General features: G+C 65.8%; 8 protein-coding genes. 1 reads left to right on the top strand and 7 read right to left on the bottom strand.

What is annotated here, in order from left to right:
- Window positions 1-31: 31 nt before the first annotated feature.
- The 4 genes from VF649_RS04960 to VF649_RS04945 form a co-directional block, all read right to left on the bottom strand.
- Window positions 32-1,249, bottom strand: a complete 1,218-nt coding sequence (locus VF649_RS04960; RefSeq protein ID WP_331010851.1) for a glycoside hydrolase family 27 protein — start codon at window positions 1,247-1,249, stop codon at window positions 32-34.
- 169 nt (window positions 1,250-1,418) lie between these two features.
- Complete coding sequence (locus VF649_RS04955; RefSeq protein WP_331010850.1) at window positions 1,419-3,245, bottom strand: glycoside hydrolase family 9 protein; 1,827 nt, start codon at window positions 3,243-3,245, stop codon at window positions 1,419-1,421.
- A gap of 109 nt (window positions 3,246-3,354) precedes the next feature.
- The gene (locus VF649_RS04950) at window positions 3,355-6,228 is read right to left on the bottom strand and encodes a TIM-barrel domain-containing protein (RefSeq protein ID WP_331010849.1); all 2,874 of its coding nucleotides are present in this window, start codon (window positions 6,226-6,228) and stop codon (window positions 3,355-3,357) included.
- A gap of 26 nt (window positions 6,229-6,254) precedes the next feature.
- Window positions 6,255-7,889, bottom strand: coding sequence for a DUF5597 domain-containing protein (locus VF649_RS04945; RefSeq protein WP_331010848.1), 1,635 nt, complete (start codon window positions 7,887-7,889; stop codon window positions 6,255-6,257).
- 243 nt (window positions 7,890-8,132) lie between these two features.
- Here VF649_RS04945 and VF649_RS04940 point away from each other — a divergent pair, with 243 nt between their 5' ends.
- Window positions 8,133-9,314 (top strand): glycosyl hydrolase, encoded by a 1,182-nt coding sequence (locus VF649_RS04940; RefSeq protein ID WP_331010847.1) that lies wholly within the window; start codon window positions 8,133-8,135, stop codon window positions 9,312-9,314.
- Between the two features lie 37 nt (window positions 9,315-9,351).
- Here VF649_RS04940 and VF649_RS04935 read toward each other — a convergent pair whose 3' ends face one another.
- From VF649_RS04935 to VF649_RS04925, 3 genes are all read right to left on the bottom strand, one after another.
- Window positions 9,352-12,213, bottom strand: coding sequence for a TIM-barrel domain-containing protein (locus VF649_RS04935; RefSeq protein WP_331010846.1), 2,862 nt, complete (start codon window positions 12,211-12,213; stop codon window positions 9,352-9,354).
- Window positions 12,210-14,333, bottom strand: a complete 2,124-nt coding sequence (locus VF649_RS04930) for a Sip1-related alpha-galactosidase (protein ID WP_331010845.1) — start codon at window positions 14,331-14,333, stop codon at window positions 12,210-12,212. Before VF649_RS04930 ends, VF649_RS04935 begins: the two co-directional genes overlap by 4 nt.
- A gap of 35 nt (window positions 14,334-14,368) precedes the next feature.
- The coding region (locus tag VF649_RS04925) for a fibronectin type III-like domain-contianing protein (RefSeq protein WP_331010844.1) at window positions 14,369-14,911 on the bottom strand (543 nt) is incomplete at its 5' end.

Genomic DNA, 14,911 nt, shown 5'->3' with positions numbered 1-14,911 from the left:
CGCGCGGCGACGGCCGCATCGATCCGTGCCGTCACGGCTGCACCCGCACCATCACTACGCCGTGCGACGGCACGGAGGCCGCATAGCTCCCGCGCTTCCGCCCCTCGGACCGGTGGGTCCAGAGGTTGCGGACGTCCGCGCGCAAGCTGTTCGGATAGCCGATCTCGCTCCAGTCGACCTTGATGGTCGCGGGGGCCGGGCCACGGTTCAGCAGCAGCACGGCGCGCCCGCCATCGGCCAGATCGCGCGACCAGACCTCCTTGTCGCCGTCGTCGCGCACGCGTTGCGCTTGCTGGCCGAGCGGATCCTGGTCGATGGCGATCACATCCTTGTTGAGGAGGATCGTCCGCGTCTTTTCATCCATGGCATCGATATCGTTGCCGGCGATCAGCGGCGCGGCCATCATCGCCCATAACGAGAAATGCGCGCGATATTCCGTGTCGGTCATCCCGCCATTCCCGACCTCCAGCATGTCGGGGTCGTTCCAGTGGCCGGGGCCGGCAAACGGATATAGTGGCGCGTTGCGATCGACGATCGTCATGATGCCGAGCGAATATTTATGCTGGCCGTCCCACCGGTCCATGATGTCGCCCGTGGTGCGCCACAGATTGCCGACGGTGACGCCCCATCTCCAGGGATCGTTGTTGCCCCATTCGCACAGGCTGAAAACGATGTCGCGGCCCGTGGATCGCAACGCGTCGGCCATCAGCGTATAGGCTTCCTGCGCGTTGCGGGTGCCAGTGTTGCACCAGTCATATTTCAGATAGTCGACGCCCCATCGCGCATAGGTGATCGCGTCCTGATATTCATGCCCCTGGCTGCCGGGCCGACCGCCGCAGGTCTGCCGACCGGCATCGGAATAGATCCCCAGCTTCAAACCCTTGGAATGGATATAATCCGACAGCGCCTTGATGCCGGAGGGAAAGCGCTTGCCATCCGCTTGAATGAACCCGTTGTCGTCGCGCTCGCCGTGCCAGCAATCATCGATCACCACGAACTGATAGCCTGCGTCCCGCATCCCGTTGGTGGACATGGCGTCGGCGGTCTTGCGGACGATCGCTTCGTTCACGTTGCAGGCGAACTTGTTCCAGCTGTTCCATCCCATCGGCGGGGTCCGGGCGAGCCCGTTCTCGGTCCGCTCCACTGCCTTGGCGGCGGGCTGCGCGGCAGCATCGGCGGTTTCCTGCGCCAGCAGCGGCATCGGCAGACAAAGTGCGAGCGCCGCTGCCGACACCCCGGCCCTTTGCAACAGCGCCGCACCAATTGAGGATCTGGAAAACCGCACTATCCGCCCCATCATTCCGCCCGGCTTTCCGCCGCGCTTCTATAAATACAATTTTATATATGACTAATCACGCAGGCCACTGACAAGCCTGATTCGTATCGTCGTGATGATCCCGGGCGTCGGGCTTCGCGGATCATCCGCCGGTCCGGGCCAGGAATACCGCGTCCCAGGCAAACGGCGCGTTCCAGTTGATCGCGACCTCGTTCACCGTGAAGGCGCGATAATCGTCCACCCAGCATCCCTGCCCGACGCAGCTGCGCAGCGCCGCGGGCGCGCCCTGGTCGCGCGCGAAGCCGGAGTTGGGCCCGCCCGACAGGACGCCCGCCGGCGGTTCGGGATAGCGCGGGTCCGCCGCCTTGGCCCAGAAGCGATGATGCGGCGCCCGCATCGACCGATCGCCAAATCCGCTGACGTAGGACATGTCGAGGGGGTTGCGGCCGGTGAGATAGTCCATCACGTCGATCACGCCCGCGCGGTATCTGGCATCGCCGGTCAGGTCATAGACGGTCCCCAGCAACAGGCCCCGGTTGGCCAGGTCGCCGTTCGATCCCCAGGCATAGCGCGTCCCGGACCGGGGAATGGCATAGCCTTCCTTCGCCTCCTCGCCGAGCATCGCATCGGCCCGCGCGACGAGCGCCGTACGCAGTGTCGCGCGTTCGGCGTCCGGAAGGGCGGCCGCATGCGCAAGCGCGATCGTCCCCGCCATGTCCAGGCTGCCCCAGCCAAGGTCGCCGGTCCTGCCATAGCCCGGCAGGCTGCGGGCGATCTGCAGGAACTCCGCCTCTCCCGTCGTCGCGAACAGCTCGGCTGCGGTCCAATAGAATTCATCGGCGACCTGGTCATCGCCATACCCGCCGCTACCCGTGAACGACGATGTCGCGAGCAGCGCGGGATGGGCGCGCGCTGCCTTGAACCCGCGACGGGCAGCGTCGAGGGCCTTGGCGGCGAAAGCATCGTCGATACCGCGCCAGACCCGTGCCGCCTGCGCCGCAACCGCGGCCATGTTCAGCGTAGCGGCCGTGGTCGGCGCATAGAGCAGGCGTGGCTGCGGATCATCCGCGGGCGCCATCGGCAGGCCGGTCCAGCGCGCATCCGCAACCTTCTGATGCACCAGGCCACCTGCGTCGATCTCGATCAGCCGGTCGACGCCGCCCTTGCGTTCCGATACCTGCATCCGGCTGTTTGCGGGCACCTGCATCGTCAGCAGCCATTCGACCTCGAACCGCGCCTCGTCCAACAGGTCGGCAACGCCGTTCCCCCGCTCAGGTACGCTCAGCGTGCTGTCACCGACGACGGTGGCTTTCCCCGCTCTGGCGGCCGCTTCATATGCGTTCAGCAAGGTCCAGGCGCTGACCCCGCCATTCACGACATATTTTCCCTGGTCGCCCGCGTCATACCAACCGCCGGTCACGTCGCGCTGGTAATCGCCGCATCCGGCCCATTGCGTCCCCTTCTCGTCCTTGCCCTGGAAACACCGCGCGACATCGGGGCGATGACCGCCGGGGCGGGCAAGATCGGCGCGTTCGACAAGGTCGCGCCGGATCGGAACGCCACTGCGCTGCTGATAGAAGAATGCCATCGCGCCGCGCATCAGCGCGTCATAGGGTCGGTCGGCAACGGTGAAGCCACGCTCCGGCCGCCCCGCGACCTGCAGACGATAGGATCCTGGCACGCGCACGCTGCCCAGGTCGATCCGGTGCACCGACCGATCGACGCCGCCGCTCGGACCGAACGGCTGACTCCGTCCCGTCAGAACCCGCTTGCCCTTGGCGTCCACCACCGCAAAAGCGATCGGCGCGCGCCCGGCCTCCACGACGATCGCACGTTTCGGCCCGGCCGTCTCGAATCCGACCTGCGTGAGTTGCACGTCGCGCGCGGTCTGTGCGGCATCGGCCGACATGCACACACCCGGCGCCAGCAACAGGGCGGTCGACGCGATCAGCGCGAGAGGCAGCTTCATTCGGGACATTCCTCAACCGGAATTATCATATCGATCGACGGGGCAGCGCGACCGTGTTGTGCGTCGGGCGGAGCATGAACGGCACAGCCGCGGTGGATGGTTGCGGCCGTCAGAACGGCCGTTTCACCGTCACGGCCGCCCCGGTGTAGCGCACCTCCGCATCCGCGCCGTCCAGGTCGAGCACGCCGCCCGGCCTCACCCACTTCACGCGGAACATGCGGGTGGTCGGCATGCCCTGCCACCCCCTGCCCTCACGCGCCCCGATCATGACCGCGCCGGTCCTGTCGTCATAACGCACCGGCACCCGGCTGAACGCCCCGCTGCGATAGCGTTCGCTGGTGCCGTCATCCTCATAGAGGCTGAAGCTGCCGTCGGCGCCGGTGTAGATGGTGAAGGTGACAGGGGCGTCGCGCTTCTCGTCGACATATTGCTGCACCGGCCCCATCGGCACGATCGCGCCTGCGCGCACGAACAGCGGCATCCGCTCATAGGGCGCCTCGGCGGTGATCGTCGTCCCGCCCTGATGCACGGCACCGGTATAGAAGTCATACCAGCGCAGGCCGGACCCTGGCAGATACACCTGGCGCGATCGTGCCTTGTTCTCCGTCACGGGCGCCACCAGAAACGCCCGACCAAACAGATACTGATCGTTCAGATTGCGCGCGGTTCGATCCTGCGGGAAATCCATCACCAGCCCGCGCATGATCGAGCCGTCCTTCTGCCAGGTGTCCGCCGCGACCGTGTAGATATAGGGCATCAGACGATACCGTAATTCATCATACCAGATCATGGAGCGGCGCATGGCCGAGCCTTCGGGTGCGATCACGAAGATCTCCCGGAACGGCGTTTCGCCATGGCTGCGGAACAACGGGCTGAACGCGCCGAACTGGAACCAACGCAGGTTCAGCTCGCGCCATTCCTCCAGATCCTGCGGCTTGGGATTGGCGACGGAATAGCGGTTCTCGTTGGCAAATCCGCCGATGTCGTGGGTCCAGTTGGGAATGCCCGACATGGATGCACTGACTCCGCCCGAAATCTGCGCGCGCAGGTCGAACCAGCGGCTCGCCACGTCGCCCGACCAGATGGCGGCACCCGCACGCTGCAACCCGCCGAAGCCCGAACGGGTCAGGATGAACGGCCGTACGTCCGGCTTGAACGCACGCAGCCCCTCATAAACGCCGCTCGCATGGACCAGCGGATAGGAATTGAAGAACTCCGCCGCCGGCCCCGCCGCGGTCGGGCCCATCGTGTTGATCCGTTCCGGGATCGAAAGGTTGGAATGCATGTCGGGCTCCGTCGCGTCCATCCACCACGCATCCATGCCCAGCACCGCCAGCCGCTCCTTGATCTGCCGCCAATAGATCTGGCGCGCTTCCGGCGCATAGGGATCGTAGAAACTGTTGAGATACCCCGGCCCGACCCAGTCCTTGTTCCCCTGCGTGATGTTGCCGCGATACATATATCCCTTGCGGTCGAGTTCCTTGAAGTTCTCCGTCTGCGGATAGAATTTCGGCCAGACCGAGATCATGATCCGCGCATTCATGGCATGGACGTCGTCGACCATCTTCTGCGGGTTCGGGAAACGCTTCGGATCGAACGCATGGCTGCCCCATTGGTCCTCGCGCCAATACAGCCAGTCCTGCACGATGGTATCGATCGGGATCTTCAGGTCACGATAGCTTTTGACCGTGCCGACCACCTCGTCCTGCGTGTTGTAGCGCTGGCGCGACTGCCAGAAGCCATAGGCCCATTTCGGCATCATCACGGCCTTGCCGGTGAGCGCGCGATACCCCGCGATCACGCCGTCCATGTCGCGGCCGGGCACGAACCAGTAATTGGCGGCCTTGGCCACATCGCTGGTGAACCAGACGGAGTTCCGATCCTCCTGCGGCAACGGGTCGCTGTGCAGCAACGCCATATAACCCTGGTTCGGCTCCCATTCGATCCGGATCGCAACGGGTTTGCCACGGGTCATGGGCACCGCGAAATTGGCATAACGGGGCGCCCAGTTCTGGCGCCAGCGGTCCAGTACCAGCTTTCCGTCGGCATAAACCTTGAAATAGCTCGATCCGTAGAGCTGAAACTTATGCAGACCGGTTGCGTCGGGCATGACGTCGCCGGTCCAGACGACCTTCTGCATCTCGACGGCGTTGCCTGCCGTATTCTGCCCACCCGTGGCGGCGACCGTCTTCGCCTTCGCCTCTGCCGGCCATTTCGCCTGATCGTGGATATATTGATAATCGATCTTGGCTTCCTGCCGCGTCAATACCAGCCGGTCGCCCAGATAATAGTGCGCGGTGAACCCCGGCTTGCCGCCGCTCGTCACCGGCATCCCCTCACCGACATGCCGGTAGGGCGCCGGGTTACCGAAGCGGCTGATGCCGTTATTGTCCCACAACAGACCATAATTTCGCGTCGAAACGATGAAGGGGATCGCGATGTCCATATTATGTTGGGACAGTTCGAGATCTTCGCCATTCATGTTCATCTGCTGGTTCTGATGCTGGCCCAGCCCGTAAACACCCTCGTCCGTGCCACGATTGAACTGCTGCGACACCGCGACATACGGCTTGCCATCGATCGTCGTCGGGCGGAACACCGGTGCGCTCGCTTGGTCTAGCAGAACCTTGCCGCTCATGTCCGTGAACCGCACCCGGCCGGTGGACAGGTCGACGTCGGCGATCGCCTCACGCGCCTTGACCGTCACATGGCCCCGCGCTTCCGACACGGTGAACGGGCCTGCCGCGGGCGGCTCGGGTGCCATCAGGCTTTTCGTCGGCGCACCGACGGCGGTCTTCGGCGTGGCGACCACATGGAAGATGCCGTCGCCATGCACCGTCAGCGCCACGCGCTCGGCGGACCCGTCGCCCGGGGTCACGATGATGCCCTCCGGAGTCTTCTGATAACGGCCCGCATTTGCCTGGGCGAGGGTCATGGAGCTGCCGCACAGCAAGGCGGCCGCAATCGCGAAACGATGGGTCATGGTCTTCTACTCCCTGGTGGACGCGGTCAGCGGTAGCTGCCCATCGTCACCTTCAGCCACACGGGCCGGTCGATGAGGTTAATTCCGTAATCCGTCTGATCGCCGTTCCAGACGCGATCCATGATCCACTTGCCGTCCTGCATGTGGCCTTCCTCGACGCGGACGATCGTCGCATTTTTCGGACCCCGATCCCGCGCCGCAAAGCCCATCCGCACGAAATCGCCCGTGAACAGAAATTCGTTGGGCGACAATTGCGCGACGATCGCGCCGCCGACCTGCTGGCTTGCCCAAGGGGCCGGATCGCCCTTCAGCCACGTCGAATCCTTGGATCCGAACTGCCACTCGCCAAAACTGGCGGTGATCGCCCAGTCGCCCATCACTGTCGTGACGGGGCTGCCATCGTCGGGCCGCGCCGCGCCCCAGGTCGGCCGTTCATAGGCGATCCCCGCCCACTCGCGCGCCATGCCGTTGAACACGCGATACTTCATCGCGAACGCCTCCAGCGTCGGCTCGTCCAGCACGCCGCCCAGCGGATAATTGTGGTACCCGGTGTCGTCCATGCCGAAGGGCGAGAAGCCGATCGCCCCGCGGCCCAGCGTCGCCCAGAAATAACGGGCATATTCTTTCGCGTTGCCGATCTCCGGCACCATCAACGCGTTGTCCGGCCGCGCGAAGCCATTCAGATAGGCCGCCACGTTGCGGCTGTTGCGGTCGTAGATGTCCGGCGCTGCAAAATCGATCGCGGGCGCCGCCGCCTTCCAGATGTCCAGCACGTCCTGCTGTGGGCCGCCGCTCGCCACCCCATTGGGTTCCGGTGTCTTGAACGGGTCGGACAGCGACGCGTTGACGTACATCGGTGTCGGCTTCACCGCCTTGCCCGCCTGCGCAATCTCGTTGACGTACCGCGCCGTGTACCAGGTGTTGAAGGCGCGATCCGCCTGCACGCCGAACGCCTCCGTCCATGTGCCACGCTTCTTCAACCTGCCGGCAAGCTCACGCGGGATGGCCTGCGCGAACAGCCGGTTGGCATCCGGCCCGTAATCGCGCGGGTTGCCATAGCTGCCCGTTTCGTTTTCGGGCTGGACCAGGATCACCGTATTCTGGGTGTCATGATCGCGCAGATAGGTCATCAGCGCGACAAACGCGGTCTTGTCGGCCTCCAATGTCGCGCGCGCATGTGGCGAATGCACATAATGATCGCTGCCATCGCGTTTTTTCATCCGCGGAAAGCGCGTGTTGTTCAGCTTCACCCAGTCGGGGGTATAGCTTGGCGCGGTGTTCTTCCAGATGCCGAACCACAGGATCACCAGTCGCTTGTCGTGCCGACGCGCTTGATCGAGCAGCGTCTGAACAAAGGAGAAGTCGAACTGGCCCTCGACTGGCTCGATCTGCTGCCACGCGACCGGAACCTCGACCGTATTGGCCCCCATTCGGTCGATCGTCGGCCAGACCTGCGGCAGGGCGGAGGCGTAGTTGCTGCTGTTGTTCACCTGTGCGCCGAGTACCAGATAGGGCGCGCCGTCGACCAGCAACGCATGACGGCCATCCTTCGTCACCACTTTCGGGATCGGTGTGCCCCCACCCGGAACCTGGGCGGCAAGCGCGGTGGGAATGGCAATCGTCAGCGCGGCGCTCAGCAAGGTACACCCGATCCGTGCCATGAAACCTCCCCGGCCGGCCCCGCAAGCATCATGGAGCGGGCGCGGCATTGATCGTGCCGGGCGCGTCGTCCGGGTTGCAACGATGCTCGTCTGTCCGGCCGTGACCGCGGTCGCCATGATGCCCCTCTCCTGATCGCCTCTCGCGGAGGCCTTTGTGAGCGCTACCATCGTCATCGCCCATCACAAGTCAAGTATGACAATTAGACGGAATCGTTTGCATTTCGGAGCGGTGGCCCCTGAGGTGTGTGCACGATCGGCGGCTGCGACGGCGTCCGCCATCCGCTTCTGCGCCAAATGCCATCCGGGGTATCAGCGCCGCCGCAGCCCTCATCCGCTACGGAAGGGCTTGCGCCGGCCCGACGATCCGGCAATATTAATGCAACTTGCATGAAAGATGGACGTGGTATGATCTGCACGCGCCGGGATTTCACGATCGGCACCGGCGCAAGCCTGGCTGCGGCGGCCTTGGCGCCGCCGGCCTTGGCTGCCGGATCTTCCCGAATGCTCAGCAACGCCGCCGCTTCCCCGCGGGCGCGCGGTCTCTACGCCTATCTCTGGAGCATCTACGGCCAGCATGTCCTGACCGGGCAGCAGGAGTCGAACTTCACCCCCGCCGGGGCTTTTCGGGAGATCGACTATCTCGAAAAACTCTCCGGCAAGCTGCCCGCCGTTGTCGGCTACGACTATATCGAACCGCGCGACCAGCAGGGCGTGAACGATCGCGCCGCCAGCTGGTATCTGGAAAAGAACGGCATCCCGACCATTTGCTGGCACTGGGGCGCGCCCGACATCGGCACGGGCTATGAAAATTCCAAGCGCGACTTCGACCTGCCGGCCGCGCTGCGCAAGGGCACGCCGCAATCGGCCGCCATGTGGCGGGATATGGAGCGGATCGCCGACCTGCTCGACGATATGCAATCGCGCGACGTACCCGTCCTCTGGCGGCCGCTGCACGAATTTAGCGGCACATGGTTCTGGTGGGGCAAGCATGGTCCGGACAGGTTCAAGGCGCTCTGGTCCGCCATGTACGATTATTTTACTCGCGATCGAAAACTGAACAATCTCATCTGGGTGCTTGGCTATGCCGGCCAGAACATCACGGCGGAGTATTACCCCGGCCGATCGAGCGTCGATATCGCCGGAGCGGACATCTATGTCGATGATTATGGCGGCCTGGCGCCCATGTTCGCCCAGGTCAAGGCGATCGTCGGCGACACCGTGCCGATCACCCTGCACGAAAACGGCCCGATCCCCGACCCGGACCTGATCCGGCCGGACGCGCGCTGGCTTTATCAGACCACCTGGCACACGCGCTGGATCATGGACGAGAAAGCCAACGCGCCTGCGCAGATCCGCAAGGCGTTCACCTCCCAGCTCTATCTCAGCAAGGACGAACTGCCGATGCTTCGTCAGCTCCGCGCCTGACGCCCGCACCGATCCCGGCCACCTGTCGCGCGCCCGGTCAGAGCCGGACGACCATCCGTCGTCCGGTATAGCGCACACTCCGCGTCGTGCGGCGGATACCGTCCAGCACGTCGATATCGAACGTCAGCACATCCGGCATGCCGGGATAACCACCGGCACGCGCAGCGATGGTGAGCGTCCGTGCGGCATCGTTCCAGGTCAGCGCAATGCGCATCGCTTCCCCGGCCTCCGCCCCTGGTCCGTCCCCGCTGTCGTCATACAGGCCGCAGGTGCCGTCCCGACCGGCGAAGATGCGCAGGGTCATCCGATCGACCCGCGCGGTCGCACGGTCGATCCCGGGGGTCAGCGGGATGATCGCACCGGCCCGCGCATAGAGCGGCAGCGTGGCAAGCGTCACCGGCACGCGCAGCGTCTGGCCACCGGCGTGGCGTGTGCCATCCGCAAAATCATACCAGTCCTGCCCGCGCGGTAGATAGACGTCGATCGCCTTTTCGGACGGTGGCGTCATCCTCGCACGGTGCGCGGGGGTAATCCATTCCACCCAGAGGCTGACCGCGTCCGGCGTCGGCTGCCTCTGTTCAAGCCGGAAGGGATAGGCCTGTCCCTTCACCAGCTGCAGCGTGGCTGTATAGCGCGCGTCGCCGACATGTTCCTTGAACGATACCGCACCGTCGGCGCCGTCGGCGCGGACCGGCTCTGCCACCCCATCCACGATCGTGCGGCCATCGAACAGCATCCGGACCGCGCCCTTGGCCGTGACGATCAGCGTGTGCGGCCCGCTTTCCTGCGCGATGATCCGCCCGGTCCAGCGGAGGGAATAGGGCTTTCCCGACAGTGCCTCGGGCAAATCGCCGGACCAGCTCATTTTCAGGTCGTCGGTCAGCCGTTCGGACAGCTTGCGCTCGAAATTCGCACCTTCGTGATAGGCGATGGTCGCGGCCGGGGCGGACGCCCCCACGATCGCGCGACTGGGCAGGAATTCCTGGATGTTCGCGCCGGCATGGTCGAACGGCCGGTCGATCACCCGCACCAGCAGGTCCGGCCCGAACATGTAGGTGGCGGTCTGATCCCGGCAGGCGGGATCGTCGGGAAAATCCATGGCGAGCCCGCGCAGCATCGTACCGCCCACGAACCGGACCTGCGCCGCCTGCGCGTAGATATAGGGGATCAGCGCGTACCGCAGCCGCAGCGCCGCGACCAGCGCGTCATGGACCGGTTCGCCGGGCTTGCCGAATTGCCAGATCTCCCGCGGGACATGGGTGCCGTGCGCGCGGAAGATCGGCAGGAAGGCGCCGAACTGGAACCAGCGGACATACAGCTCGGTATAGGCGGGGTCCGCCAGCCCGCCCGGATAGCGGTGGTTGACCAGGAACCCGCCGATGTCGCACGGCCAATAGGGCAAGCCCGACATCGCCATGTTCAGCCCGGCGACGATCTGGTTGGACAGCGTACCCCAGCTGGCGAAGATATCGCCGGACCAGGTGACCGCGCCGAATGCCTGCTGCCCGGCATAGGCGGACCGGCTGAGCAGCACCGGCCGCTTGGCCGGAACATCGCGGCGCATCGCGTGGGACAGGCCCTGCGCCTGATACCAGCTGAAGGTCAGCAGATGTTCGGCAATCGGCCCCGCCGCGGACGTGCCATTCGCGGCATAGGCGGCGGCAGTGCCATAGCGTTCGCCGGTCGACCGCAATTCGGGTTCGTTCCCATCGGTCCAGTAGCCGTCGATGCCGATGTCGGACAGGCCCGCCTTGATATGCCGCCAGTAGATGGCGCGCGCCGCGGGCGATGTCACGTCGAACACCTTGCCCCCGCTCCAGTGCGTGCCCGGATGCAGGTACCCGCCCGCGGCCATGTCGCGGTAGATTGCGGTGTTCGCGCCGAACGCGGGCCAGATCGACGCAAGGATATGCACATCCTGCGCATGGACATGATCGACCATCGCCTTCGGATCGGGAAAGGTCGCCGGATCGAACCGCATCCCGCTGAACCGGTCATTGTCGCCCCAGTAGCGCCAGTCGAGCACGATCGCGTCGAGCGGCAGCTTTCGCCGGCGATAGTCGTCGACGACCGCGGTCAGTTCCTGCTGCGTCCCATACCGTTCCTTGCTCTGCCAATAGCCATAGGCCCATTTCGGCAACAGCGCCGCCGGCCCGGTGAGCGCGCGGTAGCGTTCGATCACCGCGTCCATCGTGGCGCCCAGGCAGACATGATAGCGGACGATCGGCCCCGCAACGGAGTGATAATCGAGCGCCGTCCCGCGTGAGCGCAGATGCGCGGCGGTGCCGGTATCCCACAGCAACCCCCATCCGCCGGTCGTCGCCAGGAACGGGTTGACCGCGTCGCTGTTCGCATGCGCCAGGAAAATGTCCTGATCGCGGTAGTCGTAGACCGGCTCGCGATACTGCCCAAGCCCGTGCAGCTGTTCGCGCGCGCCGATGGTAAAGCCCTGCCGCCGCGACGCGGGGATGCCGGGGATCGGTGCAGGTTCGGGCGCCTCCGCGATCCGGAACGCCCCCTGCCCGTCCAGGACGCGGATGCGGCCGTCCGCCTTTGCCACGTCGACGATGATCCCGTCACCGGTCATCCGGACATGATCACCCGCATCGACGATTCGCACCGCCGGGCGTGCCCCATCGGGTGCAGCGAAGAACCCGCCACCCAGCGCCAGCTGATCGGCGGGACAGGACAGGACGCTGGCGACCCCCGCCAGCGGCAGCCGCACCTCCGTGATCCAATCCCCGCGGTGAATACGGATCGCCGCTGGCAACCGCTCGACGCGCGGCGGCACGGCGGCGGCGGGTGCGGCCCGCACAGCGCCGGCAACCGCCAGCCCCGCGCTTAGCATCGCGGCGCTGTTCAGCAGGGCCCGCCGCGTCGGTCCGGCCGCGCCGCTCATGCCGCTGTCGCGATCAGGATGGTGCCGGCCTTCCCGGTTTCCGCCGCCGCGACCTGCAACAGGCCGGCGGTCCAGCGGAACGGCACCGCGCGTCCGTCCATCGTCACGCCCTGTGGCCGCCGTTCGACATAGGCGGCCATCGGCCCGACTTCCTTCAGCGTCACGGCGATCCCGTCCTTCGCCCGCACGATCCGCGCGACCGCCGCGACGCCGTTGATCTTGTCGCTGCGGCCGAATGCGGCGAAGCCGTCCGCCGCACGGTGCAGGCTCCAGCATTCGGCTCCGAACCGCGCCAGCGACAGCGGAACCGTGCGCCCGCGACCCAGCATTTCCAGCCGCCCACCCACATGCTCATAGGCGATGGTAGCATCATCCATGCCCGGCACATCCGCGGCGGTGAAACCGCCTGTCACCCGCTCCGCATCCGCCAGGTTGAACACCGCCAGCAGCCCGGCCTCGCCCACGCGGGAAAACGCCTTGAACGGCTGGGCGCCCTGGATCTGGAACAGGCAGTCGCGGCAGGGGATCAGCGGCGCATCGGCGCGCAACGTCCGCCCGTCCGCCAGCGCCAGGGATTTCAGCAGCGCGATGTCATGCTTGCCCGGCATATCCGTCACATAGATCGGGCCATTGTTCGCTGCCCGCGCCACCGCATGCAGCCGGGCGTTGGGATTGGTGGTTTCGAACATGTCGAAATCCGGCACCACCATCTGCGCGAAATACAGGTTGTTGTGAAGCGCCTGCGCGACATGCGCCGCGGCATTGCCCTTTTCCAGATCGTACGTCTCGTCCGGCTTCCAAGGAAAATAATCCTCCACCGCGCGCGCCACCGGCGTCATCCCGAAGTTGAAATAGGCGTCGGCGGTCATGTCCATGCAGTTGATGACCGCACCGTCGAAATGATTTTGCGCGGCGGCGTTCAGACCGGCGTGCATCGCGGTGCCCAAGGTCCAGACCGGGAAGTTACCCTTCGCCATCCGCTCGACCACCAGCTGGTTGTCGACCTTCAGGAAATCGAAGCCATGCGCCTTCAGCGCGGCGACATGCGCATCATAATAACGCGCCATGGCGGGCCGGTCGGGCCGCACGAAACTGTTCGTCCGGACCGGTGCGGCGGGATCGAGCACATCCCGCCGCTCGGACCAGGTGAACAGATCGGCGGCATAGGATTGCCCCAGCGACGATCCCGGATCGATCCCGTGCCAATAGCCGTCCAGCGCCATCCACGCCCCGACATAGCGCACGCCATGCTCGCGCTTCAGCCGTGCGATCAGCGCGGGGAAACCATTCGGAAATTTGGCCGGGTTGGGCGCGAAGCTGCGCAGTCGCTGATCCTGATGATCGAAATAACCGTCATCGACCAGCATCCAGCCGACGGGAACTCCCGCCCCGCGCAGCTTGCCGGCCGCCGCCAGTAACAGCCCCTCGTCCAGATCGTTGCCGAGGTTCGAGGCGTTCCAGCTGTTCCAACCGAGATAGCCGAGCGCCTCCGGCAGGCGTTTGCGACTGGCCTCATTCTCCGATCGCCCCATTGCGGCCAGCGCGGCGCGGTAGGTGGCAGCCATCACCGCATGCGGATCGCGGCCATGGCCGATGGCGAGCAGCGGCAGAGTCTCGGGAATCGTCGCTGCGGCGCCCGCCATGCTGCGCGCCGCCATCCGCCCGCCGATCCGGCCGATGGTGGTGCGGAACCCCGCCCCGCTCAACGGTACCGCCGCGCCGTACAAGCCGTCACGATCGCGCCAGTACAGGAACTGGATGTCATCCTCGCGCAGGTCCGCGGGCTTCGCGACCGCGATCGGGCGCGTCCACGCCTTCCACGGGGCATAGCGCCAGAGCTGCACGCCCTCCCTCAGTTCGGGCACCGCATCGAACGTGACGCCGATCTCCCCCTCCGCGGGCAGGCTGCCGCCGCCGGTGTCGGTCAACGTCACGATCTGCACGCCCGCCTCGGCCGCGGCCGCGATGGTGATTCGCCCGGCGCCGATCGCACGCGCTCCCGCAAACCGGATCCTGCCGTCCGATCGCAGCGCGACCGTGGGTGCCGCAGCGAGAGTCGTGGCGGCAGAGAGGGCGGGAACGGCAAGGCCGGTCTTCAGGATCGCGCGGCGCGTGGTCATGCTGTTTCCTTCGAAAACGCGAACAGGGGAATTGGTCAGGGCTGCGGCAAGGCGTCCACGCCGACATAGCCCGCCGGCAGCGTCGCCGGTGTCAGCGTGAGATCGGTCCCGAGCGGCAGGTCCGCCGATGATGCGCCCGCACGGATGCGATAGCGCCCGCCCGCAATCTGCCAGCGATGGCCACCGACGTCCCAGGTCGCCAGCAGGCGCGGATCGATCCGCGCCGTCACCGTCCGCCGCTCGCCGGGCATCAGCGTGACGCGCGCCCAGCCCACCAGCCGCTTCGGTGCTTCCCAGCGTCCATCCGGCGCCTCCGCATAGAATTGCGCGATCTGCGTCCCCACGCGGCGGCCGGTGTTGCTGACGGTCGCACGGACCGTCAACGTGGCGGCATCCGCACTCAGATCGCGCAGCATGAACTGCGTGTAGGACAGCCCGTGTCCGAACGGGAACAACGGCTTGCGACGCGTCCGGTCATACCATTTATAGCCGACCGCCGCGCCCTCATGATAGGTAACGGCGAACGGCACGGTCTCGGCCAGCCCCACCCCGTCCAGCTTCGGCCGCGGAAGTTCGGC

It is taken from the genome of Sphingomonas sp., assembly GCF_036387535.1.
Lineage (GTDB): Bacteria > Pseudomonadota > Alphaproteobacteria > Sphingomonadales > Sphingomonadaceae > Sphingomonas_R.
Note: the sequence above shows the minus strand (reverse complement) of the source record. Positions and strands in the feature narration are given on the sequence as shown.

Bases quoted from the DNA above. Each gene is read 5' to 3' on its own strand.
- VF649_RS04955 (WP_331010850.1), bottom strand. From the start codon at position 3,245: ATGAAGCTGCCTCTCGCGCTGATCGCGTCGACCGCCCTGTTGCTGGCG.
- VF649_RS04950 (WP_331010849.1), bottom strand. From the start codon at position 6,228: ATGACCCATCGTTTCGCGATTGCGGCCGCCTTGCTGTGCGGCAGCTCC.
- VF649_RS04945 (WP_331010848.1), bottom strand. From the start codon at position 7,889: ATGGCACGGATCGGGTGTACCTTGCTGAGCGCCGCGCTGACGATTGCC.
- VF649_RS04935 (WP_331010846.1), bottom strand. From the start codon at position 12,213: ATGAGCGGCGCGGCCGGACCGACGCGGCGGGCCCTGCTGAACAGCGCC.
- VF649_RS04930 (WP_331010845.1), bottom strand. From the start codon at position 14,333: ATGACCACGCGCCGCGCGATCCTGAAGACCGGCCTTGCCGTTCCCGCC.